This is a genomic window from Pseudomonas sivasensis, from assembly GCF_021391435.1.
GTDB classification, from domain to species: Bacteria; Pseudomonadota; Gammaproteobacteria; order Pseudomonadales; family Pseudomonadaceae; genus Aquipseudomonas; species Aquipseudomonas sivasensis.
Genome location: NZ_CP090029.1, coordinates 1,343,866 through 1,370,801, shown reverse-complemented (window position 1 = coordinate 1,370,801; position 26,936 = coordinate 1,343,866). Strand labels below are relative to the sequence as shown.

Annotated in this window: 26 protein-coding genes; 13 read left to right on the top strand and 13 right to left on the bottom strand. The window is 60.9% G+C overall.

What is annotated here, in order from left to right:
• The first annotated feature begins 6 nt into the window (after positions 1 to 6).
• Entirely contained in the window at positions 7 to 2,853 is a 2,847-nt protein-coding gene (locus LRO94_RS06100; RefSeq protein WP_032886432.1) for a valine--tRNA ligase, read from the top strand.
• 216 nt (positions 2,854 to 3,069) lie between these two features.
• Positions 3,070 to 4,089 carry a 23S rRNA (adenine(1618)-N(6))-methyltransferase RlmF gene (gene rlmF, locus LRO94_RS06095; RefSeq protein WP_095183912.1) on the top strand — a complete coding sequence of 340 codons (1,020 nt, stop codon included), beginning with the start codon at positions 3,070 to 3,072 and terminating at the stop codon, positions 4,087 to 4,089.
• Between the two features lie 65 nt (positions 4,090 to 4,154).
• On the opposite strand, the gene LRO94_RS06090 is transcribed toward rlmF, so the two are convergent.
• Positions 4,155 to 4,436 carry an HU family DNA-binding protein gene (locus LRO94_RS06090; protein WP_003188840.1) on the bottom strand — a complete coding sequence of 94 codons (282 nt, stop codon included), beginning with the start codon at positions 4,434 to 4,436 and terminating at the stop codon, positions 4,155 to 4,157.
• 397 nt (positions 4,437 to 4,833) lie between these two features.
• Here LRO94_RS06090 and yejK point away from each other — a divergent pair, with 397 nt between their 5' ends.
• The gene (yejK, locus tag LRO94_RS06085; protein WP_032886429.1) at positions 4,834 to 5,838 is read left to right on the top strand and encodes a nucleoid-associated protein YejK; all 1,005 of its coding nucleotides are present in this window, start codon (positions 4,834 to 4,836) and stop codon (positions 5,836 to 5,838) included.
• Positions 5,838 to 6,188, top strand: a complete 351-nt coding sequence (locus tag LRO94_RS06080; RefSeq protein WP_032886428.1) for a glutaredoxin family protein — start codon at positions 5,838 to 5,840, stop codon at positions 6,186 to 6,188. The genes yejK and LRO94_RS06080 overlap by 1 nt, the downstream gene beginning before the upstream one ends.
• On the opposite strand, the gene LRO94_RS06075 is transcribed toward LRO94_RS06080, so the two are convergent.
• From LRO94_RS06075 to LRO94_RS06055, 5 genes are read right to left on the bottom strand one after another with little or no spacing between them, the layout of a single operon-like run.
• Positions 6,189 to 7,166: a FecR family protein gene (locus LRO94_RS06075; RefSeq protein ID WP_179179485.1), complete on the bottom strand. Its 978-nt coding sequence runs from the start codon at positions 7,164 to 7,166 to the stop codon at positions 6,189 to 6,191.
• Positions 7,163 to 7,741 (bottom strand): RNA polymerase sigma factor, encoded by a 579-nt coding sequence (locus LRO94_RS06070; RefSeq protein WP_032886425.1) that lies wholly within the window; start codon positions 7,739 to 7,741, stop codon positions 7,163 to 7,165. The genes LRO94_RS06075 and LRO94_RS06070 overlap by 4 nt, the downstream gene beginning before the upstream one ends.
• A gap of 9 nt (positions 7,742 to 7,750) precedes the next feature.
• A complete protein-coding gene (locus LRO94_RS06065) occupies positions 7,751 to 8,077 on the bottom strand; it encodes a DUF3325 domain-containing protein (RefSeq protein WP_032886424.1) in 327 nt (108 codons plus the stop codon).
• Entirely contained in the window at positions 8,078 to 9,652 is a 1,575-nt protein-coding gene (locus LRO94_RS06060) for a PepSY-associated TM helix domain-containing protein (protein WP_179179486.1), read from the bottom strand.
• Positions 9,649 to 9,951 (bottom strand): DUF3649 domain-containing protein, encoded by a 303-nt coding sequence (locus LRO94_RS06055; protein WP_032886421.1) that lies wholly within the window; start codon positions 9,949 to 9,951, stop codon positions 9,649 to 9,651. Before LRO94_RS06055 ends, LRO94_RS06060 begins: the two co-directional genes overlap by 4 nt.
• Positions 9,952 to 10,121: 170 nt before the next feature.
• Between LRO94_RS06055 and LRO94_RS06050 the strand changes: the two genes are divergently transcribed.
• From LRO94_RS06050 to fecA, 3 genes are all read left to right on the top strand, one after another.
• Positions 10,122 to 10,610 carry a sigma-70 family RNA polymerase sigma factor gene (locus LRO94_RS06050; RefSeq protein ID WP_095183908.1) on the top strand — a complete coding sequence of 163 codons (489 nt, stop codon included), beginning with the start codon at positions 10,122 to 10,124 and terminating at the stop codon, positions 10,608 to 10,610.
• Positions 10,607 to 11,548 carry a FecR domain-containing protein gene (locus LRO94_RS06045; RefSeq protein WP_179179487.1) on the top strand — a complete coding sequence of 314 codons (942 nt, stop codon included), beginning with the start codon at positions 10,607 to 10,609 and terminating at the stop codon, positions 11,546 to 11,548. Before LRO94_RS06050 ends, LRO94_RS06045 begins: the two co-directional genes overlap by 4 nt.
• A 91-nt stretch (positions 11,549 to 11,639) precedes the next feature.
• A complete protein-coding gene (gene fecA, locus LRO94_RS06040; RefSeq protein WP_179179488.1) occupies positions 11,640 to 13,979 on the top strand; it encodes a TonB-dependent Fe(3+) dicitrate receptor FecA in 2,340 nt (779 codons plus the stop codon).
• Between the two features lie 176 nt (positions 13,980 to 14,155).
• Here the strand turns inward: fecA and LRO94_RS06035 are convergent, their stop codons facing one another.
• Positions 14,156 to 15,028, bottom strand: coding sequence for a LysR family transcriptional regulator (locus LRO94_RS06035; RefSeq protein ID WP_122755636.1), 873 nt, complete (start codon positions 15,026 to 15,028; stop codon positions 14,156 to 14,158).
• Positions 15,029 to 15,132: 104 nt separating this feature from the next.
• Between LRO94_RS06035 and LRO94_RS06030 the strand changes: the two genes are divergently transcribed.
• Positions 15,133 to 16,644: an MFS transporter gene (locus LRO94_RS06030; RefSeq protein ID WP_179179489.1), complete on the top strand. Its 1,512-nt coding sequence runs from the start codon at positions 15,133 to 15,135 to the stop codon at positions 16,642 to 16,644.
• Positions 16,645 to 16,694: 50 nt separating this feature from the next.
• Here LRO94_RS06030 and LRO94_RS06025 read toward each other — a convergent pair whose 3' ends face one another.
• On the bottom strand, positions 16,695 to 17,105 hold the full coding sequence (locus LRO94_RS06025) for an HPF/RaiA family ribosome-associated protein (protein ID WP_179179490.1): 411 nt from the start codon (positions 17,103 to 17,105) through the stop codon (positions 16,695 to 16,697).
• Positions 17,106 to 17,318: 213 nt separating this feature from the next.
• A complete protein-coding gene (locus LRO94_RS06020; RefSeq protein ID WP_095183904.1) occupies positions 17,319 to 18,266 on the bottom strand; it encodes a LysR substrate-binding domain-containing protein in 948 nt (315 codons plus the stop codon).
• 137 nt (positions 18,267 to 18,403) lie between these two features.
• Here LRO94_RS06020 and LRO94_RS06015 point away from each other — a divergent pair, with 137 nt between their 5' ends.
• The 3 genes from LRO94_RS06015 (at position 18,404) to LRO94_RS06005 (ending at position 21,744) form a co-directional block, all read left to right on the top strand.
• The gene (locus LRO94_RS06015) at positions 18,404 to 19,780 is read left to right on the top strand and encodes an L-serine ammonia-lyase (RefSeq protein WP_179179491.1); all 1,377 of its coding nucleotides are present in this window, start codon (positions 18,404 to 18,406) and stop codon (positions 19,778 to 19,780) included.
• Positions 19,781 to 19,840: 60 nt separating this feature from the next.
• Positions 19,841 to 21,130, top strand: a complete 1,290-nt coding sequence (locus LRO94_RS06010) for a serine/threonine transporter (RefSeq protein WP_122755633.1) — start codon at positions 19,841 to 19,843, stop codon at positions 21,128 to 21,130.
• A 299-nt stretch (positions 21,131 to 21,429) separates the two neighbouring features.
• Positions 21,430 to 21,744: a DUF3509 domain-containing protein gene (locus tag LRO94_RS06005; protein WP_032886408.1), complete on the top strand. Its 315-nt coding sequence runs from the start codon at positions 21,430 to 21,432 to the stop codon at positions 21,742 to 21,744.
• Here LRO94_RS06005 and LRO94_RS06000 read toward each other — a convergent pair.
• Complete coding sequence (locus LRO94_RS06000; RefSeq protein ID WP_017526243.1) at positions 21,741 to 22,229, bottom strand: phosphate-starvation-inducible protein PsiE; 489 nt, start codon at positions 22,227 to 22,229, stop codon at positions 21,741 to 21,743. The two genes, LRO94_RS06005 and LRO94_RS06000, sit on opposite strands and share 4 nt — an antisense overlap.
• A gap of 248 nt (positions 22,230 to 22,477) precedes the next feature.
• Between LRO94_RS06000 and LRO94_RS05995 the strand changes: the two genes are divergently transcribed.
• Positions 22,478 to 22,738 (top strand): YebG family protein, encoded by a 261-nt coding sequence (locus LRO94_RS05995; RefSeq protein ID WP_003171979.1) that lies wholly within the window; start codon positions 22,478 to 22,480, stop codon positions 22,736 to 22,738.
• Positions 22,739 to 22,792: 54 nt separating this feature from the next.
• On the opposite strand, the gene LRO94_RS05990 is transcribed toward LRO94_RS05995, so the two are convergent.
• On the bottom strand, positions 22,793 to 23,812 hold the full coding sequence (locus LRO94_RS05990; RefSeq protein ID WP_032886406.1) for a Glu/Leu/Phe/Val dehydrogenase family protein: 1,020 nt from the start codon (positions 23,810 to 23,812) through the stop codon (positions 22,793 to 22,795).
• A gap of 185 nt (positions 23,813 to 23,997) precedes the next feature.
• Here LRO94_RS05990 and LRO94_RS05985 point away from each other — a divergent pair, with 185 nt between their 5' ends.
• Positions 23,998 to 24,801, top strand: a complete 804-nt coding sequence (locus LRO94_RS05985) for a SirB1 family protein (protein WP_032886404.1) — start codon at positions 23,998 to 24,000, stop codon at positions 24,799 to 24,801.
• 24 nt (positions 24,802 to 24,825) lie between these two features.
• Here LRO94_RS05985 and LRO94_RS05980 read toward each other — a convergent pair whose 3' ends face one another.
• Both LRO94_RS05980 and maiA read right to left on the bottom strand, forming a co-directional pair.
• On the bottom strand, positions 24,826 to 26,196 hold the full coding sequence (locus tag LRO94_RS05980) for an MFS transporter (protein WP_179179492.1): 1,371 nt from the start codon (positions 26,194 to 26,196) through the stop codon (positions 24,826 to 24,828).
• A gap of 96 nt (positions 26,197 to 26,292) precedes the next feature.
• On the bottom strand, positions 26,293 to 26,928 hold the full coding sequence (gene maiA, locus LRO94_RS05975; protein ID WP_095183901.1) for a maleylacetoacetate isomerase: 636 nt from the start codon (positions 26,926 to 26,928) through the stop codon (positions 26,293 to 26,295).
• Positions 26,929 to 26,936: the final 8 nt, after the last annotated feature.

Sequence of the window (26,936 nt, the reverse complement as noted above, 5' to 3'; positions counted from 1 at the left end):
CCGCGCATGGATAAGACCTACCAGCCGCACGCTATTGAAACTTCCTGGTACAACACCTGGGAGTCCGAGAACTATTTCGCTCCGCAAGGTGCGGGCGAGTCCTACACCATCATGATTCCGCCACCGAACGTCACTGGCAGCCTGCACATGGGCCATGGCTTCAACAATGCGATCATGGATGCGTTGATCCGTTTCCGCCGCATGCAGGGTCGTAACACCCTGTGGCAACCGGGCACCGACCACGCCGGTATCGCCACCCAGATGCTGGTGGAGCGCCAACTCGAAGCCACCGGCCAAAGCCGTCACGACCTGGGCCGTGAGAAATTCCTGGAAAAGATCTGGGAATGGAAAGACCAATCCGGCGGCAACATCAGCCGTCAGATCCGTCGCCTGGGCTCGTCCGTCGACTGGAGCCGCGAGCGTTTCACCATGGACGACGGCCTGTCCGAATCCGTGAAAGAAGCCTTCGTGCGCTTGCATGAAGACGGCCTGATCTACCGCGGCAAGCGCTTGGTCAACTGGGACACCAAGTTGCACACGGCGATTTCCGACCTCGAAGTGGAAAACCACGACGAGAAAGGCTTCCTGTGGAACCTTAAGTATCCGCTGGCCGACGGCGCCAAGACCGCTGAAGGCAACGACTACCTGATCGTCGCCACCACCCGTCCGGAAACCATGCTCGGCGATGCCGCCGTCGCGGTTAACCCGAACGACGAACGCTACCAGGCACTGATCGGCAAGTTCGTCGACCTGCCATTGGTTGGCCGTCGTATCCCGATCATCGCGGACGACTACTGCGATCCCGAATTCGGCACCGGCTGCGTGAAGATCACCCCGGCCCACGACTTCAACGACTACGAAGTCGGCAAGCGCCACAACCTGCCGCTGCTGAACATCTTCGATAAAAATGCCGCCGTACTGCCGGCCTGCCAGGTGTTCAACCTGGACGGCACGCTGAACGAAAGCATCGACGGCAAGATCCCGGCCGAATACGCCGGCCTCGACCGTTTCGAAGCACGCAAGCAGATCGTGGCCGCTTTCGATGCCGCCGGCCTGCTGGTCAGCGTTGACGACCACGGCCTGAAAGTGCCGAAGGGCGACCGCTCCGGCACCGTGATCGAGCCGTGGCTGACCGACCAGTGGTACGTGTCCACCAAGCCGCTGGCTGAGCCTGCGATTGCTGCCGTAGAAGATGGCCGTATCCAGTTCGTACCTAAACAGTACGAAAACATGTACTTCTCGTGGATGCGCGACATCCAGGATTGGTGCATCAGCCGTCAACTGTGGTGGGGCCACCGCATTCCGGCCTGGTACGACGAGTCGGGCAAGGTCTATGTAGGCCGCGACGAAGCCGAAGTGCGTGCCAAGCACAACCTCGGCCCGGACGTGGCGCTGCAACAGGACAACGACGTACTGGATACCTGGTTCAGCTCTGGCCTGTGGACGTTCTCCACCCTGGGCTGGCCGCAGCAGACCGAATTCCTCAAGAAATTCCACTCCACCGACGTGCTGGTGACCGGCTTCGACATCATTTTCTTCTGGGTTGCCCGGATGATCATGCTGACCATGCACTTGGTGAAGAACGAGGACGGCACGCCGCAGGTTCCGTTCAAGACCGTGTATGTACACGGCCTCGTGCGCGATGGCCAGGGCCAGAAAATGTCCAAGTCCAAGGGCAACGTTCTGGACCCGCTGGACATCATCGACGGCATCGACCTGGAAACCCTGGTGCAGAAGCGCACTTCGGGCTTGATGCAGCCGAAACTGGCAAAGAAGATCGAAAAGCAGACACGCGACGAGTTCGCTGACGGCATCGCCAGCTACGGCACCGACGCCCTGCGTTTCACCTTCTGCTCGTTGGCGTCTACCGGTCGCGACATCAAGTTCGACATGGGCCGCGTCGAAGGCTATCGCAACTTCTGCAACAAGATCTGGAACGCCGCGCGCTACGTGCTGGATAAAGGTGAAGACTGCGGCCAGAACGGCGAAGCCTATGAGCTGAGCCTGGCCGACCGCTGGATCATCTCGCAGCTGCAACGCACCGAAGCCGAAGTGACCCGCCAACTCGACCAGTTCCGTTTCGACCTGGCCGCGCAAGCCTTGTACGAGTTCATTTGGAACCAGTATTGCGACTGGTACCTGGAGCTGTCCAAGCCCGTGCTGTGGGACGAAAACGCACCGGTCGAACGCCAGCGCGGCACCCGTCGTACCCTGGTACGCGTGCTGGAAGTGGCGTTGCGCCTGGCGCATCCGTTCATGCCGTTCATCACCGAAGAAATCTGGCAGCGCCTCGCGCCGCTGGCCGGTATCGAAGGCAAGACCATCATGCTGCAGCCTTGGCCGGTGGCCAATGAAGCACGCATCGATGAAGCCGCTGAAAGCGATATCGAATGGCTCAAGACCCTGATGCTCGGCACGCGCAACATCCGCGCCGAGATGAACATCGGGCCGGGCAAGCCGTTGGCGGTGTTCGTGAAGAACGCCAGTGCCGAGGACCAGCGTCGCCTTACCGAAAACGATGCACTGCTCAAGAAACTGGCGAAGCTGGAGTCGATCACCGTCTTGGCTGACGGCGCCGAAGCACCGTTGTCCGCTACCGCGCTGGTTGGCGACATGGAAGTGCTGGTGCCAATGGCCGGTTTGATCGACAAGGGCGCAGAGCTGGCCCGTCTCGACAAAGAAATTGCGCGCCTGCAGGGCGAAGTGCAGCGGGTGGGCGGCAAGCTGTCCAACGCGGCATTCGTCGACAAGGCGCCAGCTGAAGTGATCGAGAAAGAGCGCGCCAAGCTCGCCGAGGCCGAACAGGCTCTGGGCAAGCTGGCGGAGCAACATGCGCGGATTTCCAGCCTGTAAGGTGGAATCAGCGTGAAAAAAGAGACCTTCGGGTCTCTTTTTTTATTTGCGAACCCGGTCAATGTGGGAGGGGGCTTGCCCCCGATAGCAGTGCATCAGCCTGAATATCTTTGACTGTCACACCGCCATCGGGGGCAAGCCCCCTCCCACATTTGCCCGGGTCAGGCTCAAGATGTGTGACAATGCCCACCACTTTGAGCCAACACCAGAATCAACATGACCGCCCCCACTACGCCCAAACCTCCGCGCAAGAAGCCTAAAACCGCTGCCACGGCCAAACCCGTCGCGCCGCGCAAAGAGGCCACCCTGCACCCGCGCAACCGCCACACAGGCCGTTACGACTTCCCGGCGCTGATCAAGACCACGCCGGAACTGGCGAAATTCGTGATCCTCAACCCCTACGGTAAGGAAAGCATCGACTTCGCCAGCCCTGACGCCGTGCGGGTATTCAACCGGGCGTTGCTCAAGTCGTTCTATGGCATCCAGCATTGGGATATCCCGCAGGATTACCTATGCCCGCCGGTGCCGGGGCGTGCGGACTATGTGCACTTCCTCGCCGATCTGCTGGCCAGCGTCAACGACGGCAAGATTCCCCGTGGTTCCATCGTCAAGGTGTTGGACATCGGCATGGGCGCCAACTGCGTCTATCCGCTGATTGGCTACATGGAGTACCGCTGGAACTTCCTTGGCTCGGAAGTCGACCCTATCGCCGTAGCCGCTGCCAAGGCCATCGTGCAGTCCAACGACCTGAGCAAGGTCATCCAACTGCGCCAGCAAAACAACCCCAAGCACATCCTGTTGGGCCTGCTGGAACCTGGCGAGCGCTTTGACCTGACCATGTGCAACCCGCCCTTCCATGCGTCCATGGACGAAGCCACCAAGGGCAGCGAACGCAAGTGGCGCGCGCTGGGCAAGGCTGATCCCAAGCGCAAATTGCCGGTGCTGAACTTCGGTGGCCAGTCGGCCGAGTTGTGGTGTGAAGGCGGTGAAGCGCGGTTCGTGACGCAGTTGATCGCTGAAAGCGCGAATTTTGCCCATAAGGTGCTGTGGTTCAGCACCCTGGTATCAAAAGCGTCGAACTTGCCCGCCATTGAGACAGCCCTGAAAAAAGCCGGCGTGCTGGAAAGCCAGGTGGTGGAGATGTCCCAGGGCCAGAAGCAAAGCCGTTTCGTGGCCTGGACTTTCCAGACCAAGAACGAGCAGCAGATCTGGCGCCAACGCTGGGTTCGCGATTAATAAATCGCAGGCAACAAAAAACCGTGCCCGGATTGCTCCGGAGCACGGTTTTTTTTTGCTGCGTCTTACTTGTTAACAGCGTCGGTCAGGCCTTTGGCCACAACCAGCTTGATAACTTTCTTGGCAGCGATTTCGATGGCAGCGCCAGTCGAAGGGTTACGGCCAGTACGGGCTGGACGCTCGGTCACTTTCAGTTTGCCAACGCCTGGCAGAGTGATTTCGCCGCCGTTTTCCAGCTGATCAGCAACAACTTGGCTCAGTTGGTCCAGCAGAGCGCGCACGGTAGTTTTCGGTGCGTCTACTGCTTCAGCCAGGTCAGCGATCAGTTGGTCTTTAGTAATAGCCATTGTGGTGTTCCTTCCCTATCAAATTCATATGGATTGCAGAGTGCAGTGTCAGCCGTCGAGCCCGACCGTCTAGGCCTGGCACCCCAGGCTTATAACCTCGGAGAACGGGGTTATAGATGCTTGAAACGGGGATTGGTTCGACCTGACAGATGCTGAATGCACGCTTAACGCCGAGACTTGGCGTAAGACGGGGCAAAACTAGCACAGAGACGGGGAAATATCCGCCTCTACCTACCCATTTGGTCAGCTTTATCGCTCTAAACCGTCAAAAAAAGGAATATACCCGGTCGGACCCCACCCAAAACGCCCTTCGAAGCGCGTCTTGACCAATGGGTGCGGTACACTGGGCGACTTTTCGGGGAGGCCAATCGCTCCCCTTCAACCAGCCGAGAAGCCTATGCCGATCCGTCATTGCATCGTCCACCTGATCGACAAAAAACCCGACGGCACGCCCGCAGTTCTCCACGCACGCGACTCGGAGCTCTCCGAATCCGCCGCCATCGAGAATATGCTTGCCGACCTCAACGAGAGCTACAACGCCAAACAAGGCAAGGCCTGGGGTTTCTTCCATGCCGAGTCCGGCGCGCACCCGTTCAGTGGCTGGTTGAAGGAATATTTCGAGGGTGGCCAGGATTTCACCACCTTCAGCCGCACCGCCGTTGAGCATCTGCAGAAGCTGATGGAGGAATCCAACCTCTCCACCGGCGGCCACGTACTGTTCGCCCACTACCAGCAAGGCATGACCGATTACCTGGCCATCGCCCTGCTGCACCACAGCGAAGGCGTAGCGGTAACCGACGAGCTGGACGTGACTCCGTCGCGCCACCTGGACTTGGGCCAACTGCACCTGGCCGCACGGATCAACGTGTCGGAGTGGCAGAACAACAAGCAGTCCAAGCAGTACATCTCGTTTATCAAAGGCAAGAATGGCAAGAAAGTCTCGGAGTACTTCCGCGACTTTATCGGCTGCCAGGAAGGCGTCGACGGTCCGGGCGAGACCCGCACCCTGCTCAAGGCCTTCAGCGACTTCGTGGAAAGCGAAGACCTGCCGGACGAGTCCGCCCGCGAGAAAACCAAAACCTTGGTGGACTACGCCAGCAGCCAGGCCAAGCTAGGCGAGCCCATGGGCCTGGAAGAACTGTCGGGCTTGATCGATGAAGATCGACCAAAGGCGTTCTACGACCATATCCGCAACAAGGACTACGGCCTCTCGCCGGAAATCCCCGCCGATAAGCGCACCCTTAACCAGTTCCGCCGCTTCACCGGGCGCGCCGAAGGGCTGTCGATCAGTTTTGAAGCGCACCTGCTGGGCGACAAGATTGAGTACGACGAAGCCGCTGGCACCCTGATCATCAAGGGCCTGCCGACCCAACTGACTGACCAGCTCAAGCGCCGTAACTGATGCTCGGCGGGGTTCTCAAGAAAGTCCTGTTGGTGTTGCTGGTGGTGGTGGTTATCCAGAACTGGGGCAAGATCGAGCGGCTATTCAACCCGTCGCAGGTGGTTTCAGAGCAGGTCCGCACTTCGGCGCGGGTGGTGCTCTATGCCACCGAGTGGTGTGGCTACTGCAAGCAGATCCGGCGCTTCCTGGATCAGAAAGGTATTCCGTACCAGGCCTTCGACATCGAGAAGGACGCCCCTGCGCGCAAGGCGTATGAGGCGTTGGGCGGTGGCGGGATTCCGTTTGTGGATGTGAATGGGACGCTGATTCGCGATTACAACCCTGAGGCGATCATGGCGGCGTTGAAATAATCAGCGCACCACGATCACCCGTCCCAGCAGGCTGTGCTGTTCAAACCCCAGCACTGCCTGCAACGCGTTCAGCACGGCCTGCGGGTCTTTGCTCGAGAAGCTGCCACTGACCCGCTTAGCGCCCATATCTTCGTTGAGCAGCAGGATGCGGCCAGGGTAGTAACGCCCCAAATCCTTCACCACATCGGCGAGCGGTGCCTTGTAGTAGTTGAGCCAGCCGTCGCGCCAGGCCAGGCGCGATTCGCTGTCGACCGCGTGCAGGGGATCGGCAATGCCATCGGCGTAAGCCACTTGCTGACCTGCCGTCAGAATTTGCTGCTGGCCCTGCTCCGACGGCGTCACGCCGACCCGCCCCGACAACACCGTCACTTGAGCGCCCGCTGGTTGCAGGCGCACTTCGAATTGTGTGCCGAGCACCCGCGCTTCACCGCTGCCCGCCCCCACCACAAAGGACTCGCCGGTGTGGGTCACGCTGAAAAAACCGGCGCCGCGGCGCAGCTGGATATGCCGCTCGCCGTGGCTGAAATCCACGGCAATCGCGCTGTCGGCATCCAGGGTGACTTGAGATTGATCCGCCAGGGTGACGGTTTTTATTTCTCCTGGCGCCGTCACGTAATCGGCGCCGAAATCATCGACCCAACGCGACGGCTGCCAACCTGCGCCCATGGACACCATCAACAGCAGGCAGGCAGCCATGGCCAGGGCGCCGGACCAGCGCACGACACGTGAACGCTTCGCGGTGTTCATCGTATTGAGGTAGCCCTGCAATGCCAGGGCTTCTTCTTCCGCCAGGGCGCGTGCAGGTACTTCGCTCAGCTCCCAGAGCACCTGAGCCTGGGCGTAAGCCTCGACGTGTGCCGGGTTGGCGCGCAGCCAGTGGCTGAACGTCGCCTGGTCGCCGCTGCTGGGTTGGTCGTGCAACAGACTCAGCCAGGCCAGTGCGGCGTGTTCCTGCTCGGGCGTGGGGGTGACGTTCACGGTGCTTTCCCTGGCGTGCGTGGAGGCGATGGGTCGCGAAGGCTGGCCTTGCAAGCTTCGAGGGCACGCATCATATGTTTTTCCACGGCACTTTGGGACAGACCCATGGCCTTGGCGATTTCCGCATATTTGCGGCCATGGATGCGGTTGAGCAGGAAAATCTGCCGAGTGCGCTCGGGCAGGCTGCGCAAGGCGGCTTCGACATGGCGCAGGTCGTTACCCGCTTCCAGTGCGGCCTGGGGTTCAGAGCCCTGGTTGTCCTGCTGCTCGGGCAACCAACCTTCGCTGCTGCGCACCCGCGCGCCTTCGCTGCGCAGGTGGTCGATGGCGATATTGCCGGCGCAGCGCAGCAGGTAGGTGCTGAGCTCTTCGACCTGCACCAGCGGCCGGCGCCAGAAGCGTAGAAACAGATCCTGCACCAGATCAGCCGCCGTGGCGCGGCAGCCTACACGTCGACTCACCAAGGCTTCCATCTGCGAACGCTGGGACAGAAACACCTGCAGAAAATGCGCACGCCCACCCGCCGCATCAGCTTGCGAGCTGTCCTGGGATTCGGGTGGGGTGCTGATCATCATGGCTTGGGCTCAGAGGGTGGCGAAGGCCGCAACGGGGCTGGCCATCAGGCCGACGCCCGCGAGGATCAAGGCCAGCCTTGGCCGATACGGCAACAGCAACACCAGCAGCAGCGCGCTGAGCATCAATACAGCGCACCACTCCACCAATCCCAGGCCCCAGCCAGCCACGCTCACGGCGGGCCAGATCGCGACGGCAAGCAGCAAACCGCCAGCCACACGCAAACCCAGGCGTCGACGAGGCGATGGCTTGCTGTGCAGCAGTTCGCCGTGATGGCGATCGGTGGACAGGCACAGAGCGGTAAACCCGGCATAGCACATCAGCAGCGCGAGGAGCATTCAATTGGCCTCTTGCTTGAGGTTGAGCGGACGCGCCCGTTCAGCCTTGGGCTGCGGTGCCGTGCGGTGGTGCATCTTCCACGCCGCCCAGGCGAGAAACACGCCGCTGCCCAGACAGGTCAGATCAAAGCCGGCCATCGCCCAGTCACCACGGGCCAGGGACACGCCCAAAGCGTGGTCGGTGGTGATTGCGTTGAGCAGTGGCACCGCGGCAAACAACAACGCACCGACGCTCAATTGCTCGACCCAACCCTGGCGCCCACGACGCACAATGGCGTGCAACAGGCTCAGGCCCCAAGCGATAAAGAAGGTCTGCACTTCCCAATCGGAGCGTTCGGCGAGGCTCACCGGCAGCAGGCGGTTGGCCCAGAAGAACGCTGCAACGGCGATCAGCAAACCGGACATGCTGGCGATATTCAGCACTTCCACCAGTCGCAACTCAAACGGCATCACACCGGTTTTGGCATGTTTGAGTTGGCGCTTTCCAAGCCAGATCACCAGCCCGGTGCCGATCATCGCAGTGCCTGCCAGGCCGCAGATGAAGTACAACCAGCGCAGCACCGGCCCAGCGAAATGGCCCATGTGCAGGCCGTAGAAACTGCCGCCGACCATGGCGGTCAACGATTGCCCGTCGCTGGCCCGCAACAGTTCGCCGGTGTGCCCGTTAAACGACACAATGCTGTCGAATTCATGCACCACGCTGTCGGAACTTGCGCGGAACACATTGACCGAAGCGTTGACATCACCGGGGTTATTCACCCCGATCCGCCCCACGTGGCCACCCTCCCATTGCGCCCGCGCTTGCTCGTACATTGGCAGCAGCGGCGCCAATTTGCCCGGTTGCCCCGACGCCGGCGCGTTGTTGGTCGCGGGGAATATCTCGTTGAAAAATGCGCGGGTATCGTTGCCATAGGAGGCCATGATCGGCGCCGGCATCACCATGCTCATAAAGATCACCAGGCTGCTGTACGTGATCATCAGGTGAAACGGCAGCACGAGCACACCCACCGCGTTATGCCCGTCGAGCCAGGAGCGCTGGCCTTTGCGGGGGCGGAAGGTGAAGAAGTCCTTGAATATTTTCTTGTGGGTGATGATGCCGGTGATCAGCGCCACGAACATCACCATCGCAGCGAGGGTGGACAGCCAGCGGCCCCAGGGGTGCGGCATTTGCAATTGGAAGTGGAAACGGTAGAAGAAATCCCCGCCCATGCTTTCGCGGGCCTCTACGGCTTGGCCGCTGACGGGGTCGAGGGTTTTGCGCATGAAATTGCCGCGGCGGCCGGGGTCGAGCTTGTCTTGCCACATGACCGACAGGCCGGGGTCGCGGCTATCCGGCAGGGTGATAAACCAGCGTGCCGCTGTGGGTGCCACCTGCTGCAGGTAGGTTTGCGCGACGCTGAGGCTGCGCGCATTGTCCAACGGATGAGCCTGGACCTCGGGCTGCATCCAGTGGCTGATCTCATCCTTGAAGTAAGACAGCGTGCCCGTCAGGAAAATCGCAAACAGCAGCCAGCCGAAGATCAAGCCCGCCCAGGTATGCAGCCAGGCCATGGCCTGGCGAAATCCCTCCTTCATGTGCGCACCATCCACAAGCCCACACCCGCCAAAGCGGCAAAGACTGCGCTCGGCAGCATCACGCCAAACCAGGCGCGCCAAGCCGTACGGCAGGCGAAGCACCAGAGTACGGCCAGCAAATAGAACACAAATGAACTCATCATCCCGGTGATCACGGCGTCGGCGCGAGATGTTGGCATCCACAATGCCAGGCAGATGGCGGCGAGGGAGGCCATGAGGTAGCCACCGACCACGGCCGCCAGCACGCGGGAGGTGACGGCCAAGCGGTAGAGCGCGGGAAGCGAAGTTTTGCTTTTCATGCGGGAGGCGCCAGGTTCATCAGCGCGCAATATTAATGATAAATATTCTCATAAGCAAAAGAGAACGGATGAAACACCTGCTTTGCCGGATTGCCGAACCGGGTCTCGGGCCATACAATGCGAACAATTCTTGTTCTCTAAAGCATGCCGATATTTGCGGAGTGTTTGCGTTGAGCCCGTCCAACCCCGTCGAAGTTCTGTACAACGACCATCACCACTGGCTCACCGGCTGGTTGCGACGCAAGCTCGGCTGCCCGGAAAGTGCTGCCGACCTGGCGCAGGACACCTTCGTCCGCGTACTCACTGCAAGGGAAACGCCCACGCTGGTCGAGCCGCGCGCGTTTCTCACCACCGTGGCCAAGCGCGTGCTCTTCAACTTCTATCGCCGCCAGGACCTCGAACGCGCCTATCTTGACGCCCTCGCACAAATGCCCGAACACGTGGCGCCGTCGGAAGAAGAACGCGCAATCATCCTGCAAACCCTGGTCGAGCTGGATCAACTGCTAGCCGGCTTGCCCACACAGGTCAAGCGCGCGTTCCTGCTGGCCCAGCTCGATGGCCTGACCTACGCGCAGATCGGCGCTGAACTGGGCATTTCCATTGCCACCGTCAAACGCCACCTGAATAAAGCCGCCATGCGCTGCTACTTTGCCCTATGAACGTCTCGACCCAAGTCGCCGAACAGGCCGTGCGCTGGCTGATGGAAATGCAGCAAGGCGCGCTCAACCCACGCCAACAGGCCGCCTGGCAACACTGGCTGAATGCCCACAGCGAGCACCAGCGCGCCTGGGACCATATCCAGCGCGTTAACCAGCGCCTGCGCGGCATGCCCTCGCCCCTGGCTCACGCCGCGTTGAATGCGCCGACGTCTACCAGCCGGCGGCAGGCGCTGAAGTTGCTGTTGATCCTCGGCGCTGGCTCGGCAGCCGCCTGGAGCCTGCGCCAGCAGCATATTCTGCCGCCCCTGACCGCCGACTACCGCAGCCCGGTGGGCCAACGCCGCAAGGTGCAATTGGCCGACGGCAGCCAGTTGCAGCTCAATACCGGCAGTGCCGTAGATGTACATTTTGATGGCCAGCAACGGCTGATCCGACTGCTCGAAGGCGAGATCATGCTGAACGGCATCGCGGGCAACACGCCATTGCGCGTCCTTACCGGCCAGGGCCTGCTCAGCAGCCAAGCGGCGCGCCTGAACGTACGTCAGTTCAACGACCACACCCAGCTGGCGGTGCTCGACGGCCAAGTCGAGGTGATGCCGAACACCTACAGCGGACTGCCGCTGACAGTCGAAGCGGCGCGCCAAGTCAATTTCACCCGCAAAGGCTGGGACACCCCGCGCCCCACCGACGCCAACAGCGGCGCCTGGGCCGACGGCATGCTGGTGGCTGCACACATGCGCCTGGAAGATTTCCTCGGCGAACTGGGCCGCTATCGTCGCGGCCAGGTCAATTGCGATCCGCAGGTTGCCAATTTATTGATCTCTGGCAGCTACCCGCTGGACGACAGCGAACGCATTCTCAACCTGTTGGAAGTCAGCCTGCCGGTGAAAGTGCGGCGCTTTTCCCGCTATTGGGTGACAGTGCAGGCGCGCGCCTGAAATTATTTTCTGTACCTGTGAGCCGTTTTCCACACCTCGCGTGACAGAGAAGGAAAGCCACCTTGATCCTTCCTTCTCAGGACCGCTCTTCATGCCCCAGCAGCCGACCCTAATCGCCCGCACCTTGCGCCAACTGTTACTGGGAGCCAGCCTCAGTTTCGCAGTATTGCCCCCGGTGATGGCCGCCGACCCCAAGCCTTATCACATTGCCCCGACCTCGCTGGAAGCGGCCCTCAATCAGTTTGGTCGCGAAGCCGGCGTATTGATTTCCTTCGGTTCCGAAATCACGGCGGGCATGCAGAGCCGTGGTTTGTCCGGCAGCTACAGCACCACCGAAGGCCTGCAAAAACTGCTGGAAGGCACAGGCCTGGAGGCCCGCCCTGAAGGTGACAACGCCTTCAGCCTGCAACCGGTAAACGCACCGGCTGCGGTAGAGCTGGCGACTTCCAGCGTGGTCGGCGACTGGCTCGGCGATGCGGCACAAACCAATGTGTTCGAACACCCCGGCGCCCGCGATGTGATCCGCCGCGAAGAGTTCGAACGCCAAGGCGCCACCCAAGCCAAGGACGTGCTCAACCGCATCCCCGGCGTCAACGCTCCGGACAACAACGGCACCGGCAGCCACGACATGGCGCTGAACTTTGGCATTCGCGGACTCAACCCGCGCCTGGCGTCGCGCTCCACCGTATTGATGGATGGCATCCCGGTGCCCTTCGCGCCGTATGGCCAGCCGCAACTGTCCTTCGCACCGATCAGCATGGGCAACATGGACGCGGTGGACGTGGTACGTGGCGGCGGCGCCGTGCGTTACGGCCCGCAGAACGTCGGAGGCGTGGTCAACTTTGTGACCCGCGCGATCCCGGATGCGCCCACGGTCAAAGGCGGCTTGCAGACTGAAACCAGCCCGTCATCCAGCCACGACGGCTTCAAGACCACCGGCAACCTGCTGGCCGGCGGCACGGCCGACAATGGCCTTGGCGGCGCGATTCTGTATTCCGGCACCCGGGGTGGCGACTGGCGCGAAAACAGCAACACGCGCATCGACGATTTGATCCTCAAGGGCAAATACCAGCTCGACGACGCCAATAGCTTCAACGCCATGGCGCAGTACTACGAAGGCCAGGCCGATATGCCCGGCGGTTTGAACGTGGCGAACTACAAGGCCGATCCGTATCAGTCCACCCGCCCCTACGACAAATTCTGGGGCCGCCGCACGATGTTCAACGTCGGCTACCGCTACGAACAGGATCGTCGAGAATTCACCGTCAACAGTTTCTTCACCAAGACCCTGCGCAGCGGTTATCTGGACCAGGGCACGTTCCTGTCGCTGTCACCGCGTGAGTATTGGGTGCGCGGCGTGGAAACCCGCTTCGCCCAGGGCTTTGACCTCGGCCCGACCAGCCATGAAGTGGGCGTCGGCTACCGCTACATCAACGAAGCGGGTCACGAGTTGCGCTACCGCACGCCGATCTCGGCCAACAACCAGCAAATCCCCACGACTGACAGCCGCAACGACCGCGACACCCGTGGCGGCACAGAAGCCAATGCGTTCTTCGTCGATGACCGGATTGATATCGGCAAGTGGACCATCACCCCGGGCATTCGCTACGAGATGATCGAGTCCCAGCAGAGCAATAATCTGACCAACGTCAAATACAAAGGCGACTACAACACCGCGCTGCCGGCGTTGAACGTGCTCTATCACCTGACCGACGACTGGAACCTGTATGCCAACACCGAAGGTTCATTCGGCAGCGTGCAGTACAGCCAGATGCCCAACCGCGTCACCAGCGGTGAAGTCAAACCGGAAAAAGCCCGCACCTGGGAACTGGGTACCCGCTATGACAACGGCACCTTGCGCGCGGAGATCGGTGCGTTCCTGATCAACTTCGATAACCAGTATGAAAGCAACCAGACCAACGACTCGGTAATCGCCCGGGGTGAGACACGCCACCAGGGTATCGAAACCAGCGTCAACTACGCCCTCGATGGTTTGAGCCCGGCGTTGGCCGGTTTCGATGTGTACGCCACCTACGCCTACGTCGACGCCACCATCCGCGAAGACGGCCCGAACAAAGGCAACCGCGTGCCCTTCTCGTCCAAGCACAAAGGCACCCTCGGCGTGGGTTACACCGAAGGGCGCTGGAAACTCAATGTGGACAGCAGCTACCAGAGCAGCCAGTTCGCCGATAACGCCAACACCGAGGCCGAGAGCGCCGACGGTGCCAACGGACGCATCCCCGGCTACATGCTGTTCAGCAGCCGCGCGGCCTATGATTTCGGCCCGCAACTGTCGGATTTGAACGTGGCGGTCGGCGTGAAGAACATCTTCAACAAGCAATACTTCACGCGCTCGTTCGACGATAACAACAAGGGCAAATACGTCGGTGAGCCACGCACGGTGTACGTGCAGACCTCCATCGCGTTCTAACTGCCCAAGCAACACACGACCTGTGGCGAGCGGGCTTGCCCCGCGTTGGACTGCGTAGCAGGCCCGGCCTTTTCAAACAAAGAGCTGGGGTCTCTTCGCAACCTAACGCGGGGCAAGCCCACTCGCCACAACAAACCCGTTTGCCTTAATAGAATGCTCGCCCTGACCCGCCGGTTCTAACTGCCCGCCAGGCAACTGGGGGTGGCTTCGACCAATGCATCGATTGCACACCGTGTCTTGGCCGGCATATGCGTGGCCGTGGGCCAGATCACATGGATGGGCGCAGGTTGCTCGCGATAGTCGGGCAATACTGCGACCAACTTCCCACGCAGCACATAGTGCGCAATCAACCAACTCGGCAACCAGGCCAGGCCGACGCCCGCGATGGCGGCATCGGCCACAGCCTGGAGGTCGTCCATCATTAACGGCGAGGCCACGCGATTGCGGTGCGGGGTGCTGCTGCGGTAGGCGATGCCGCGATGGCCGGCAAGGTCTTCGATGCATTCAATCGGCCCAACGCGCTGCAAGTACGCCGGTGACGCCGCCAGTCCCACGGCCTGCTCGCCCAGCCGACGCGCACTGAGGCGGTCGGTGTCGGGGAGCGGGCCGATCCGCACGGCGACGTCGAAGCCTTCCTGTGCCAGGTCCACCAGCCGATCGGCGAAGCTGATCTCGATTTCCAATTCCGGATAACGCGCCATCAATCCCCACAATGCCGGGGCCGCGTAGTGGTGCCCGAAGGCCAGCGGCAAGCTGGCCCGCAAGCGGCCGCGTGGCTGTTGCCGGCCGCTTTCCAGCACCGATTCGGCAGCCTCGAGTTCCGCCAACGCCCGCAGGCAATGTTCGTAGTACGCCTGGCCGTCCTCGGTCAAACGCTGGCGGCGGGTGGAGCGCTGCAGCAGGCACGTGCCCAAGCGTGCCTCCAATCGCGCCAGGCCCTTGCCAACCGCCGAGCGTGTGAGATTCAGGCGTTCGGCGGCCTCGGTCAGGTTGCCGCTTTCGACGATTTGCAGAAACAGCTCAACGCCATCAAAACGCGGTGTGGCCATGGCTCTATTGTCGCCCTTAATTCCCCTATGAGCAGAAAACTTATCACGAATAACGAACCCTATTCCCCTGAAAATATCCCGATACCCATCCACAGGAGAGTCCGATGCCACCCGTCGCCACGTTAACCGCCACCAGCCGCCCGCGCACCGCCAGGAATGGGCTGGCCCTCACTGCCGTGTGCCTCGTCGCGCTGATGTTCGGCCTGGAGATTTCCAGCGTCCCGGTGATCCTGCCGACGCTCGAGCGAGAGTTGGGCACGGGCTTCCAGGACGCCCAATGGATCATGAACGCCTACACCTTGGCCTGTACCAGCGTGCTGATGGCGGCGGGCACATTGGCGGATCGCTTTGGCCGTCGCCGCATGCTGGTGTTGTGCCTGTGGGTGTTTGGCCTGGCCTCGCTGGCCTGTGGGCTGGCCGAGGAGGCTTCGCTGCTGATAACGGCGCGGTTTGTTCAGGGCATCGGTGCCGGAGCGATGATGATTTGCCAGTTCGCCATCCTGTCGCACCTGTTCAGCGAACCGGTAGCACGGGCACGGGCCTTTGCAATATGGGGCGTGATTGCTGGCGTGGGCCTGGGCTTCGGACCGATGATCGGCGCATTGATCCTGGCGGTGGCGGATTGGCGTTGGGTGTTCCTCGTGCACGTGCCGCTCACCCTGTTCACCCTGGTGCTGCTGCACATCAGCGTGCAGGAGTCCCGCGACCCGGCCGCCCGTCGCCTGGACATCGCCGGTATGCTCACCTTGACCGTGTCGGTGTTTGCCCTGGTGTACTTCATCACCCAAGGCAGCGAGCACGGCTTCGGCGCACCGGCCATGCTCGGTTGGGCGGCGTTGTCGGTGCTCGGCTTGCTGCTGTTCATCGCGGTCGAGCTTCGCAGTGCACACCCAATGTTCGACTTCTCGGTGTTCCGCATCCAGCGTTTCAACGGCGCGTTGATGGGCTCTATCGGCATGAACTTCAGCTTCTGGCCGTTCATGATCTACCTGCCGTTGTACTTCCAGGCGGGCCTGGGTTACGACACCCTGACCACCGGCGCAGCCCTACTCGCCTACACCTTGCCGACCTTGCTGGTGCCGCCGCTGGCCGAGCGCCTGGCTCTGCGCTATGGCGCCGAACGCATTATCCCCTTGGGCCTGGGCCTGATGGGCGCGGGCTTTCTGGCCATGGCCGCCGTCAACGGCGCCGAGCACCCAGGTATCGAGTTGGTGCTGTTCAGTTGCGTGATCGCCGGCGTAGGCCTGGCGCTGACCAACTCGCCCACCACCAACACCACCACCGGTTCGGTGTCGGCGGACCGCGCGGGCATGGCCTCAGGCATCGACCTCAGTGCGCGGCTGATCACCCTGGCGCTCAACATTGCCCTGATGGGGTTGGTGCTGTTGCTGGGGATCAGCCATCACCTGGCCGAGGTGCTGCCCGCTGCCACGGCAATGGATTGGCCGGTTATCAGTCAAAACATTGCCGCAGGAAAACTCGAGTCGATGGGGCTGACAGTCGACGACGCTCAGGCAGCACTGCGCCACGGCGCCGGTTGGGCGATGCTGTTTGCCGGGTTGGGTGCTGGCGGGCTGGCGGTGCTGAGCCGGTATTTTTTCCGACGCAGGCGCTAAACGAAAACGGGCCTGCAGATGCAGGCCCGTTTGAGGGGGTCAAAAGAAAGTTAGCCGTTGATAACAGCGTTTTCGTTTTCCAGGAATTCCTGTTCCAGCGCGTCTTCATTCACTTTGTTGATTGGCTGTTTTTTCGCGGCAGCGCGGGGCTTGCCTTGCAGTCTGCCAAACAGATGCTCCAACGCGTGGTCCAGCTTGGTGGCCGCACTGTCGATCGCTTGTTCCAGGGTATCGCCCTTGGCGGATACCGACAGTGGTTGATGGCCTTTTGGCCGCGCTTCCAGGCGGCAACTTAAATCGTGGGGACCGGGCTTGTCGCCGTTCTCATCCCGCAGATAGACCTCCACTCGGGTCAGGTCTTCTTCATAACGTTCGAGCGTGCTCTCAATGGTAGTACGTACCCACTCCTCCAGTCGGATGCTGCTTTCAATATGGTTATCGCTATTGACTTGGATTTGCATAGTTCTTCCCTTATTTCAGCTAGCTCGCGAGAGGTCACAAACTGCAACACCGGGGTGGTGAAACCATGACCTCTTGATTACACAATTGAGCAGCCAGACGAACAATTCAACCCCTTTGCAAAGATAAATCCTACATTACAAATTAAGCCTGACTACGGGCAAAAACGCTGTTAGGGTGGGGAGTTAGTTACATCTTCTTACGCTCTGTAAACGTCATAATTGCCCCTCTCCCAACGGGTGCAATCCGCGAAAAATCCCCGCTTCCTCTACCAGCCAGTCATGCACCGCGCGCACGCCCGGATGGCTCAGTGCGCCCGGCGCATACAGCAGCACATAGCGCTTGTGGTTGGGCACCGCGAGGCCAAATGGCACGATCAAGGTGCCGCGCTCCAGCTCATCGTTGAGCAAAGTACGCCGCGCAATCGCCACGCCCATACCGGCGATGGCGGCTTCTATGGTCAAGTGGTTGCGGTTGAAGGTGTGGCCGCGGCGAACATCGGCGTCGTGGTAGCCAATTGCATTCAGGTAAAACTCCCACTCGGCATACTCATAACTCCCACGCCAGGCGGTGATGTCGTGCAGCAGCGGGAAATGCACAAGGTCGGCCGGGCCATGCAAGGGCGGACGACCGCGCAATAGGCTTGGCGCACACACCGGAAATATCTGCTCATCCAGCAAGGCTGTGGATAACAGCCCAGGGTAGCTGCCGTCGTTCAAGTCGATAGCCAGGTCGAAGTCCCCCTCATGCAGGGCAATGCTGCTGTCCTCGGCAACCATGCGCAGTTGGATGTCCGGAAAGCGTTGCTGCAAGCGTGGCAAACGTGGGGTGAGCCACTTGCCGAGAAACGACGGGATCGAGCGTAGACGCAAGGTGCCGCTGATCATCCCCGCATCGAGCCGCTGCAATTCGGCATCAATGCTGCCGTAAGCCTCCCCCACCGTAGCCGCCAACCGCTGCCCCTCCGCACTCAACTCCACACCCCGCGCCCGTCGATGGAACAGCCGAAACCCAAGACGCTCCTCCAACTGGCGGATTTGTTGGCTCACCGCCCCCGGTGTGATGTGCAGTTCTTCGGCGCAGCGAGTGAACGACAGATGCCGCGCAGCGCAGGAAAACACGTGCAACCAGACATAAGTCTGGCCATGGAGAGGGCGAGCCATAGGGTTTAGTCCTGCTAAAGGGTGTCTTAGGATAATTCGTTGGTCAGTGCCGATCCAGAGGCTCAGTATCGCGCCAATTGCGCTCGTCCTACAAAACATGGCAGCGATTCCTACTCCATTGCTTGTAAGGGTTTAGCATGGCTATCAGTGTTTTTGATCTATTCAAGGTGGGCATCGGCCCGTCCAGCTCCCACACCGTCGGCCCCATGCGGGCAGCGGCGACCTTCGCCCAAGCCCTGATCGACCAGCGATTGCTTACCGACACCCGACGGGTTGAAGTGCGTTTGTACGGCTCGCTGTCCGCCACCGGCGTCGGCCATGCCACCGACCGCGCCTGCGTAATGGGCCTGATGGGTGAATGGCCGGACCGTATTGACCCCACCTCGATCAACAGCCGTATCCAGCAACTGCGCGAGACCGGCCGCTTACTGCTGGCAGGCGCCCAGGACATTGCTTTCAACTGGCACACCGATCTCCTGCTGCTGGAAGAAAGCCTGCCCTACCACCCCAACGCCATGTCCCTACACGCCTATGGCGACAGCGGACTGCTTAGCGAGCAGACGTATTACTCGGTGGGCGGTGGTTTCATCATCGAAGCTGCCGAAGCAGCGTCAGGCATTGCGCCGACCAGCGATGTTGAATTGCCCTACGACTTTTCCAGCGCCGTCGAACTGCTGGCCTTGTGCAACAAGCACGGGCTGCGCGTTTCAGAGTTAATGATGGCCAACGAGCGCGCGTGGCGCAGTGACGAACAGATCCGCAGCGGCCTGCTGCATATCTGGTCGGTGATGCGCGAATGCGTGGAGCAAGGCCTGCGCGATGAAGGCATCTTGCCCGGCGGTCTAGATGTGCCACGGCGCGCGGCGAAATTGCACCGCAGTTTGTTGGAAATCGGCAAACCCAATGTCATCACCTCGACCTTGTCGGCCATGGAATGGGTCAACCTCTTCGCCCTTGCCGTCAACGAAGAAAACGCCGCCGGCGGACGCATGGTCACCGCACCCACCAACGGCGCGGCGGGGATCATCCCGGCGGTGCTGCATTACTACATGAAGTTCAACGCCGACGCGTCCGACGACGACGTGGTCAATTTCTTCCTGGCCGCCGCCGCCGTCGGCATCCTGTGTAAGAAAAATGCGTCGATCTCCGGTGCCGAAGTCGGCTGCCAGGGCGAAGTCGGCTCGGCCTGCGCCATGGCCGCCGCCGGCCTTGCCGACATCCTCGGCGCCACCCCCGAACAACTGGAAAACGCCGCCGAAATCGGCCTGGAACATAACCTCGGCCTGACCTGCGACCCGGTCGGCGGCCTGGTGCAAGTGCCGTGCATCGAGCGCAACGCCATCGCGGCGGTCAAGGCCATCAACGCCACGCAAATGGCCCTGCGCGGCGACGGCAAACACTTCATCTCCCTGGACCGGGTGATCCGCACCATGCGCGATACCGGCGCCGACATGCATGACAAATACAAAGAAACTTCACGGGGCGGCCTGGCCGTGAGCTGGGTGGAGTGCTGAGGAGCATTCCCTGACTGCCCCAACGTGAGCCCGCGCAAAAATAATAACGAGGCAATAACGATGACCGATGTACGTACACCTGCTGCCGAAAATCCTGTTGAAGTAGAAAACACCGTAACAACCGGCTGGACCAAGCACGACACCACTTGGATGCTCGGCCTCTATGGCACCGCCATCGGCGCAGGCACTTTGTTCCTGCCGATCAACGCCGGCGTCGGCGGCTTCTGGCCACTGATCGTGCTGGCGTTGCTGGCCTTCCCGATGACCTTCTTCGCCCACCGTGGGCTGACGCGCTTTGTACTGTCAGGCACATCCGGCGACATCACCGAAGTGGTCGAAGAACATTTCGGCGTCGGTGCAGGCAAGCTGATCACTTTGCTGTACTTCTTTGCGATCTTCCCGATTTTGTTGGTGTACAGCGTCGCGTTGACCAACACCCTGGGCAGCTTTATGGAACACCAACTGCACATGACACCGCCGCCCCGGGCGATCCTGTCGCTGGTGCTGATCCTGGGTTTGATGGCGATTGTGCGCTGTGGCCAGGGCGTGATCGTCAAGGCCATGAGCGTGCTGGTGTACCCGTTCGTCGCCGCCTTGCTGTTGCTTGCGCTCAGTCTGATTCCCAACTGGAACGGCGCGTTTTTCGCTTCTGCCAGTGAGGGCATGCCGCTGCCCGTGTTCTTCAAGACCCTGTGGCTGGCGATCCCCGTGATGGTGTTCTCGTTCAACCATTCACCTATCATCTCCGCGTTCGCCGTCGACCAGAAACGCGTGTACGGCCCGCTGGCCGAGCGCAAAAGCAGCGGCATCCTCGCCACAGCCCACGGCATGATGGTGCTGACGGTGATGTTCTTCTGCTTCAGCTGCGTGCTGGCTCTGTCCCCGGCGGACCTGGCGGCAGCCAAGGCGCAGAACATTTCGATCCTGTCGTACCTGGCCAACCACTTCCAAACCCCTGTGATCGCTTACGCCGCGCCGTTGATCGCGCTGGTGGCCATTACCAAATCCTTCCTTGGCCACTACATCGGCGCCAGCGAAGGCTTCCAGGGCTTGATCGTCAAATCTCTGCGCGGGCGTAACCGCTCCCTGTCGTCCAAGTGGCTGGAACGTAGCACCGCCCTGTTCATGGTGCTGACCTGCTGGGCCGTGGCCACCTTCAACCCAAGCATCCTGGGCATGATCGAAACCCTGGGCGGGCCGATTATCGCGTGCCTGTTGTTCCTGATGCCGATGTACGCGATCCAGCGCGTGCCAGCCTTGCGCCAGTATTCGGGCCAGGTGTCGAATGTATTTGTGGTGGTGATCGGCGTGATTGCGCTGTCTGCGATCGTTTTCTCTGTACTGCCCTGAAACAGGTCACCGATTTCAATAACAACCCAAAACAATTGTGGGAGGGGGCTTGCTCCCGATAGCGGTCCTTCAGCCAATAAATGCTCGGCTGAAGGACCGCTATCGGGAGCAAGCCCCCTCCCACATTGGGATCACGGCGCCTGGAAGGCCACTGTACGGCACGCCCCTTGCTGTACAGCTCATGAGGTAAACGGAATTTGTACAACCTCAGCGACGGAGTGGCCGGTGGTCAGGAGACGCGAACTAATCACGACACCGGTCGTCAATGACTGCATGTTCTTATCAGGCGGTAACGCACCATGGACAATCCTTTTCAGATCATCACCGACACCTTCACCCCAAAATACCGCGTCAACCTGAGTATTCAACGGCTGGACGGCAGCATCATGCTCACCCTCTCGAATGAGGATGGCGTGGTGGCCAAGCGCATGATCAGCGCCGCACAACGCAACGACCCGCAACGGCTCAAACGCCTGGTGCAGAGCATCCAGTTCGGCATTGCCATCGAGCAGGGCCACAGTGCCATGGAGATCCTGGCGGTGATGACGGATGGCGATCACAAATTATTGCAGCGACCGCCCACCCGCCCCCTGCCCTTCAGCGTCGGGCTTTAAAGCTCGCCCTTCTCGGTTTCCAGGCTCGCCTCGCCCTTGCGACGCGGGCCTTCCACCTTCACCGACGGGAATGCCGACGAGGCGTAACGCACCACCAGAATCGCGAATGCCAACAGCAAGATCCCACCGCACAGGTAAATGATGCCCAAGTCTGGCGGATTGTGGTGGGACACGTTGGAGATCAGCAGACGCGTCAGCGCAGTGATTGCCACGTAGATCAGGAAGCGCACTGGCATGTGGTTGGTCTTGAAATAAATCCCGACCATGGCGCCCAATTCCAGATAGATGAACAGCAGCAAGATGTCATCGATCTTGATGTGTCCGTTCTCCAGCATCCCCAGAAATTCCATCACCGCCGCCCAGGCGGTCACCGCACCAATGGCGAACAGCGCCAGGTAGTGGAACGACTCCACAAACAGATTGCCCAGCGATTCAGCCAGCCCATGGACTTGCTGGCGCAGCTTTTCGGCCCAGTTGATTTTCACGAGGGTACTTCCTTAGGTCGATTCGACCGGATAATGCGGGTTGGACGTGACGGTTGTTCTGCATGCAGAAAAAAGGCCAGAGGCAGGGATAAGATGATGGCGGGGTGAGATGAGACACGCCAAACCTGTATTTACGGGCTACATTAAAAAACTGCTACCCAAACCACACGGTTTGGCTTACCCTTTTAGCTGTATATAAATACAGTAGTCGCAAAAGACAACTATCGTGAAGGCATGTGAGGTGGTGAATGGCCGTCGAAGTGGTATACCGCAGCAGCCGAGATCTGGAGCGTTTGTTCATGGATAAAGCCGAAGCTGACCGTCATGACAAAATGCTTGAACTCGCTGAGTTGCTGGCAGAAGTGTTGCAAAAAGCCGTGCCGTCCCTGAGCGAGCAGCAGGTGGAAGAAGCCGGGATCTACATGGCGAAGAATCGCGATGTATTTGCCAAGGCGTTCAAGAGCCAGCCGGACGCGTTGTCCGAGTTGCTCAACGCAGCGGCGGAATAAAGTCCGAATTGAACAGGCCCTGAATCAATGATTCAGGGCCTTTTTAATGCCTGATCATCCGTAGAGCAGGCGCTCGGCGAGTTCATCAGCCACACGTGCTGGGGAGCGTTTTTCCGCCTGGGCGTGGGCGTAGATTTCGGTCAGGCGTTTGCCGATGTTGGACAGGTGCGCGGTGATGGTCGGCAGTTCGGCGCCGCTGTGCTTGAGGGCCACATATATCAAGCCACCGGAGTTGATCACATAGTCCGGGGCGTAGAGGATGCCGCGCCCTTCCAGTTGATCGGCCACTTGCAGGTTGGTCAATTGCGCGCTGGCGGACCCGGCCACGGCGGCGCAGCGCAGTTGCCCGACGCTGGTGCGGTTGAACACTGCCCCAAGGCCACAGGGCGCGAGGATGTCACAGGGCGTGCTGAGCAAGGCGTCGTTGGCGATGGGGTGCGCGCCCAGTTGTTCCATGGCCAGTTGCACTTTGCCGTGGTCGATGTCGCTGACCAGCAATTCAGCGCCGGCGGCGTGAAGTTGTTCAGCCAGTGCGTAACCGACGTTGCCCAGGCCCTGGATTGCCACGCGCAGCCCTTCAAGGTTGTCGCTGCCCAGGCGGGCCATGGCAGTGGTGCGAATACCGGCGAACACGCCCATGGCCGCATGGGGCGATGGATCGCCTGCGGCGGTGGTGCTGGTAACGAAGCGAGTGTGCTGGGCGATGCAATCCATGTCGGCCACCGAGGTGCCACTGTCGACAGCGGTGATGTAGCGGCCGTCGAGTTGTTCCACACAACGCCCAAAGGCTTCAAACAGCGCCGCACGGTTTTCCACATGGGCGGGGCGCAGGATGACCGCGGTGCCGCCACCCACCGGCAACCCGGCCAGGGCGGCCTTGTAGCTCATGCCCTGGGCCAGCCGCGCAGCATCGGCCACGGCGCTTTCGTCGTCGGGGTAGGCGATATAACGACAGCCGCCCAAGGCAGGCCCCAGGCGGCTGTTGTGAATGGCGATGACCGCCTTGAGCCCCGTGACCGGGTCGACGCTCAGGTGCAGCGATTCAAGGCGGGTGCTGTGCATGAGAGCAAACATCGTCAAGCTCCCGAATCACTTCTGGTGTCGCCAAGTATAGGCTTGCGGTAGAAAACTGCCGAAGTGCACTGGAATAAGCCGACCGGTTTTGCAGGGCTTGCGACATAAGCGCGCGGGAAATTTCTTAAGGCACTGGACGAATATTCCCAGCAAGGCTAAAACGAGGGCATCCGCCGGAGAAAGCAATGAAGCCCCGCCAAGCCTTTTTCGCCTGCCTGCAACGTTCGCCGCCGGCGCTGTTCGAAGCGGCGTTATGGATCGCCGCCGAGCACGATCCTTTGGTGAAGCCGCTGGAGATTCTGCAGAACCTGACCTCACTGCAACAACAGATCAGCCTGAGCATGCCCATGTTGCCAGCGGATGAACTGGGTCAACCGCTGCTGCGGTGCATGAATGACCTGGGGTTCGCCCAGGATGACTTCACACCGCTGCGCCCCGCCGCCGCCCTGCTGGACAAGGTGCTACAGCGCAAACGCGGGCAGCCCTTGGCCATGGGGTTGATTGCCATGGAGTTGGCACGACGCCTGGATATTCCGATGGTTGGCGTCAATTTCCCTGGGCACTTCCTGCTGCGAGTGCCCGGTGCCGATCACCTGCTGGACCCGTGCGGCGGCCGACGCCTGTACCCCAACGATTGCCGAGAGCTGCTGCAACGCCAATATGGCCCCAACCTCACGCTGCAGGCGGACCACCTGCACACCGCCGATCCGCGTTCGATCCTGCAAAGGCTTTCGCGCAACCTGCGCCAATTGCATCTATCCAACGACAACCCGCTGGCCGCCCTGGTAGACGCCGAGCGCGTGCTGGAACTGGGCAGTGCCAACGCCGCCGACTACCTCGCGCGGGCCAGTCTGTATCAACGCCTGGACTGCCCCAACGCCGAGCGCTTTGACTTGGAACACGCCCTGATGCTCAGCGAAGACCCGATCCAACGCCTGCGCCTGACCGAGCGCCTGGGGCACCTGCCGCCCAACTCAGTGGTGCATTGAATAGCGTGACCATCGGGCGAATCCTCAGTGATTCGCCGGCGCTTTCAGAATATCGCCAGGCAGGGGGCTTACAGGCGCATCGCGCCCTGGCGAACGCACCTGAATAATCAACAATGCCGCCATCACAGCCGGAATCGCGCAAAAGAAGAAAATCTGCTGCACCGGAATATGCATCGCTAGCAACATGCTGCCAAACAGCGGCCCCAGGATCGAGCCGAAACGCCCCACGCCCAACGCCCAGCCCGTACCGGTGGCGCGCACGTGTGCGGGGTAGAAATTGCTGGCGAAGGCATTGAGGGTCAGTTGCCCACCGATGATGCAGAACCCCGCCGCAAACACGCAGGCCACCAGGTAACGCGGGTTGTCGTGGTTCAGCCCCAGCAGAATGGTGCACACCGCCGCTGCCGCCAATACGCCAGACAGCAGGCGCACCTTGCTTTTGAGCCGGTCGGCAAACCAGGCCATACCGATAGCGCCCAAGGTGCCGGCGAACAGAAACATCGACGTCACCAGGTTGGCTTCCTTCAACGCCAGGCCGCTCTCCAACAGCAGCGACGGCAACCAACTGATCATGAAATACAGCAGGATCAGGCTGACAAAAAAGGTCGACCAAATCAGCACGGTCGGACGCGCATAGCCGTTGCGAAACAGCTCCACCACCGTCAGTTTGCTTCCCTGTTCTTGCAGGTTTTCTGCCGCGCTCGCCAGCGGCGGCTGCCAGTCGGGCAGCATACGCCCTGTCACTTTGCGCAATCGCACGTACGGTGGAGCATCTCGCAGCAAGCGCGGCAAGGACTCAGGCAACAGCCAAATCAGAAACGGAAACAGCAGCAACGGTGTGACGCCACCGGCCAGGAACACCGCCTGCCAGCCGAAGTTGTCGATAAACCCCGCCGCCACGAACCCACCGGCCGCACCGCCGAACGAGAAACCACACGCCGCCAAGGTCACCATCAGGGTGCGCAGGCGCGGTGGGGAATACTCCGACATCAATGCCATGGCGCTGGGCATCGCACCGCCCATGCCGATACCGCAGATAAACCGCGCAGCCATGAGGGAGGTCAGTGAGTTGGCGAACACCATCAGCAGGGTCAGGCAGGCATAGATCAACACGCAGCCCAGCAGGATGCGCCGCACGCCAAATCGGTCAGCCAGAGGCGTTACCAGCAGCGAGCCCAATGTGAGCCCCAACAGGTTGGCGCTGAACACCGGGCCGAACGCGGCTTTTTCCAATCCCCAATCCGACGCCAGGGCCGGCACCACGTAACCTAGCACCTGGGCATCGTAGCCATCGGTGACCAGTAGCAGCGCCAGCAACAGGAGGATCAACCACTGATAGCGCGACACCGGACGGGCGTCGAGTGCCGCGCGAAAGCTGGCAATCTGATTGTGCATCGCAAGGTACCTGTTTATTTTTATTTGAAGTGACACAAATCCAATGTGGAAGGAGGCTTGCTCCCTCTCACATTGGGTTCTGTGCAAACCTGAACATCACGGGGTATCAGGTTGATTCGCGGGATGGGCCTGAATAAACGCCGGATGCTGCGCCGCCAAGCCGGCCACCCGCCCAATGCGCGGATAAGCCGCCAACGGCACCTTGAAGCGCTCCGCCGCATAGAGCTGGGGAATCAGAAACGCATCCGCCATCCCAGGCTGTTCGCCAAAGCAAAACCCGGTATCGCCAATCAACTGTTCCACCGCGCCCAGCCCCTGGCTGATCCAGTGGCCGATCCACTCCAACACCTTGGCCTCATCGTGCCCCCATTGGCGCAGCAGGTTCTGGGTGCTGGAGTTGTGCAGCGGGTGGATATCACAGCCGATGATCGACGCCACCGCGCGCTCGTGGGCGCGGGTGGCCAGGTCTTTGGAGAGCAGCGGCGCCTGCGGATAACGTTCGTCCAGGTACTCGATGATCGCCGGCGACTGAATCAACAGCTCGCCGTCATCGGTGCGCAAGGCCGGCACACGGCCTTGCGGGTTGATAGCCAGGTACTCCGGCTGACGATTGGCACCGCCTGCCGGGGCCAACAGGTTCACCGGTATCGCCGTGAAATCCAGGCCCTTGAGGGCCAAAGCGATACGCACCCGGTACGACGAAGTGGAACGATAGTAGGTATAGAGTTCCATCACCCTGC

Bases quoted from the DNA above. Each gene is read 5' to 3' on its own strand.
- LRO94_RS06100 (WP_032886432.1), top strand. From the start codon at position 7: ATGGATAAGACCTACCAGCCGCACGCTATTGAAACTTCCTGGTACAAC.
- rlmF (WP_095183912.1), top strand. From the start codon at position 3,070: ATGACCGCCCCCACTACGCCCAAACCTCCGCGCAAGAAGCCTAAAACC.
- LRO94_RS06090 (WP_003188840.1), bottom strand. From the start codon at position 4,436: ATGGCTATTACTAAAGACCAACTGATCGCTGACCTGGCTGAAGCAGTA.
- yejK (WP_032886429.1), top strand. From the start codon at position 4,834: ATGCCGATCCGTCATTGCATCGTCCACCTGATCGACAAAAAACCCGAC.
- LRO94_RS06080 (WP_032886428.1), top strand. From the start codon at position 5,838: ATGCTCGGCGGGGTTCTCAAGAAAGTCCTGTTGGTGTTGCTGGTGGTG.
- LRO94_RS06070 (WP_032886425.1), bottom strand. From the start codon at position 7,741: ATGATGATCAGCACCCCACCCGAATCCCAGGACAGCTCGCAAGCTGAT.
- LRO94_RS06065 (WP_032886424.1), bottom strand. From the start codon at position 8,077: ATGCTCCTCGCGCTGCTGATGTGCTATGCCGGGTTTACCGCTCTGTGC.
- LRO94_RS06060 (WP_179179486.1), bottom strand. From the start codon at position 9,652: ATGAAGGAGGGATTTCGCCAGGCCATGGCCTGGCTGCATACCTGGGCG.
- LRO94_RS06055 (WP_032886421.1), bottom strand. From the start codon at position 9,951: ATGAAAAGCAAAACTTCGCTTCCCGCGCTCTACCGCTTGGCCGTCACC.
- LRO94_RS06045 (WP_179179487.1), top strand. From the start codon at position 10,607: ATGAACGTCTCGACCCAAGTCGCCGAACAGGCCGTGCGCTGGCTGATG.
- fecA (WP_179179488.1), top strand. From the start codon at position 11,640: ATGCCCCAGCAGCCGACCCTAATCGCCCGCACCTTGCGCCAACTGTTA.
- LRO94_RS06035 (WP_122755636.1), bottom strand. From the start codon at position 15,028: ATGGCCACACCGCGTTTTGATGGCGTTGAGCTGTTTCTGCAAATCGTC.
- LRO94_RS06030 (WP_179179489.1), top strand. From the start codon at position 15,133: ATGCCACCCGTCGCCACGTTAACCGCCACCAGCCGCCCGCGCACCGCC.
- LRO94_RS06025 (WP_179179490.1), bottom strand. From the start codon at position 17,105: ATGCAAATCCAAGTCAATAGCGATAACCATATTGAAAGCAGCATCCGA.
- LRO94_RS06020 (WP_095183904.1), bottom strand. From the start codon at position 18,266: ATGGCTCGCCCTCTCCATGGCCAGACTTATGTCTGGTTGCACGTGTTT.
- LRO94_RS06015 (WP_179179491.1), top strand. From the start codon at position 18,404: ATGGCTATCAGTGTTTTTGATCTATTCAAGGTGGGCATCGGCCCGTCC.
- LRO94_RS06010 (WP_122755633.1), top strand. From the start codon at position 19,841: ATGACCGATGTACGTACACCTGCTGCCGAAAATCCTGTTGAAGTAGAA.
- LRO94_RS06005 (WP_032886408.1), top strand. From the start codon at position 21,430: ATGGACAATCCTTTTCAGATCATCACCGACACCTTCACCCCAAAATAC.
- LRO94_RS05995 (WP_003171979.1), top strand. From the start codon at position 22,478: ATGGCCGTCGAAGTGGTATACCGCAGCAGCCGAGATCTGGAGCGTTTG.
- LRO94_RS05990 (WP_032886406.1), bottom strand. From the start codon at position 23,812: ATGTTTGCTCTCATGCACAGCACCCGCCTTGAATCGCTGCACCTGAGC.
- LRO94_RS05985 (WP_032886404.1), top strand. From the start codon at position 23,998: ATGAAGCCCCGCCAAGCCTTTTTCGCCTGCCTGCAACGTTCGCCGCCG.
- LRO94_RS05980 (WP_179179492.1), bottom strand. From the start codon at position 26,196: ATGCACAATCAGATTGCCAGCTTTCGCGCGGCACTCGACGCCCGTCCG.
- maiA (WP_095183901.1), bottom strand. From the start codon at position 26,928: ATGGAACTCTATACCTACTATCGTTCCACTTCGTCGTACCGGGTGCGT.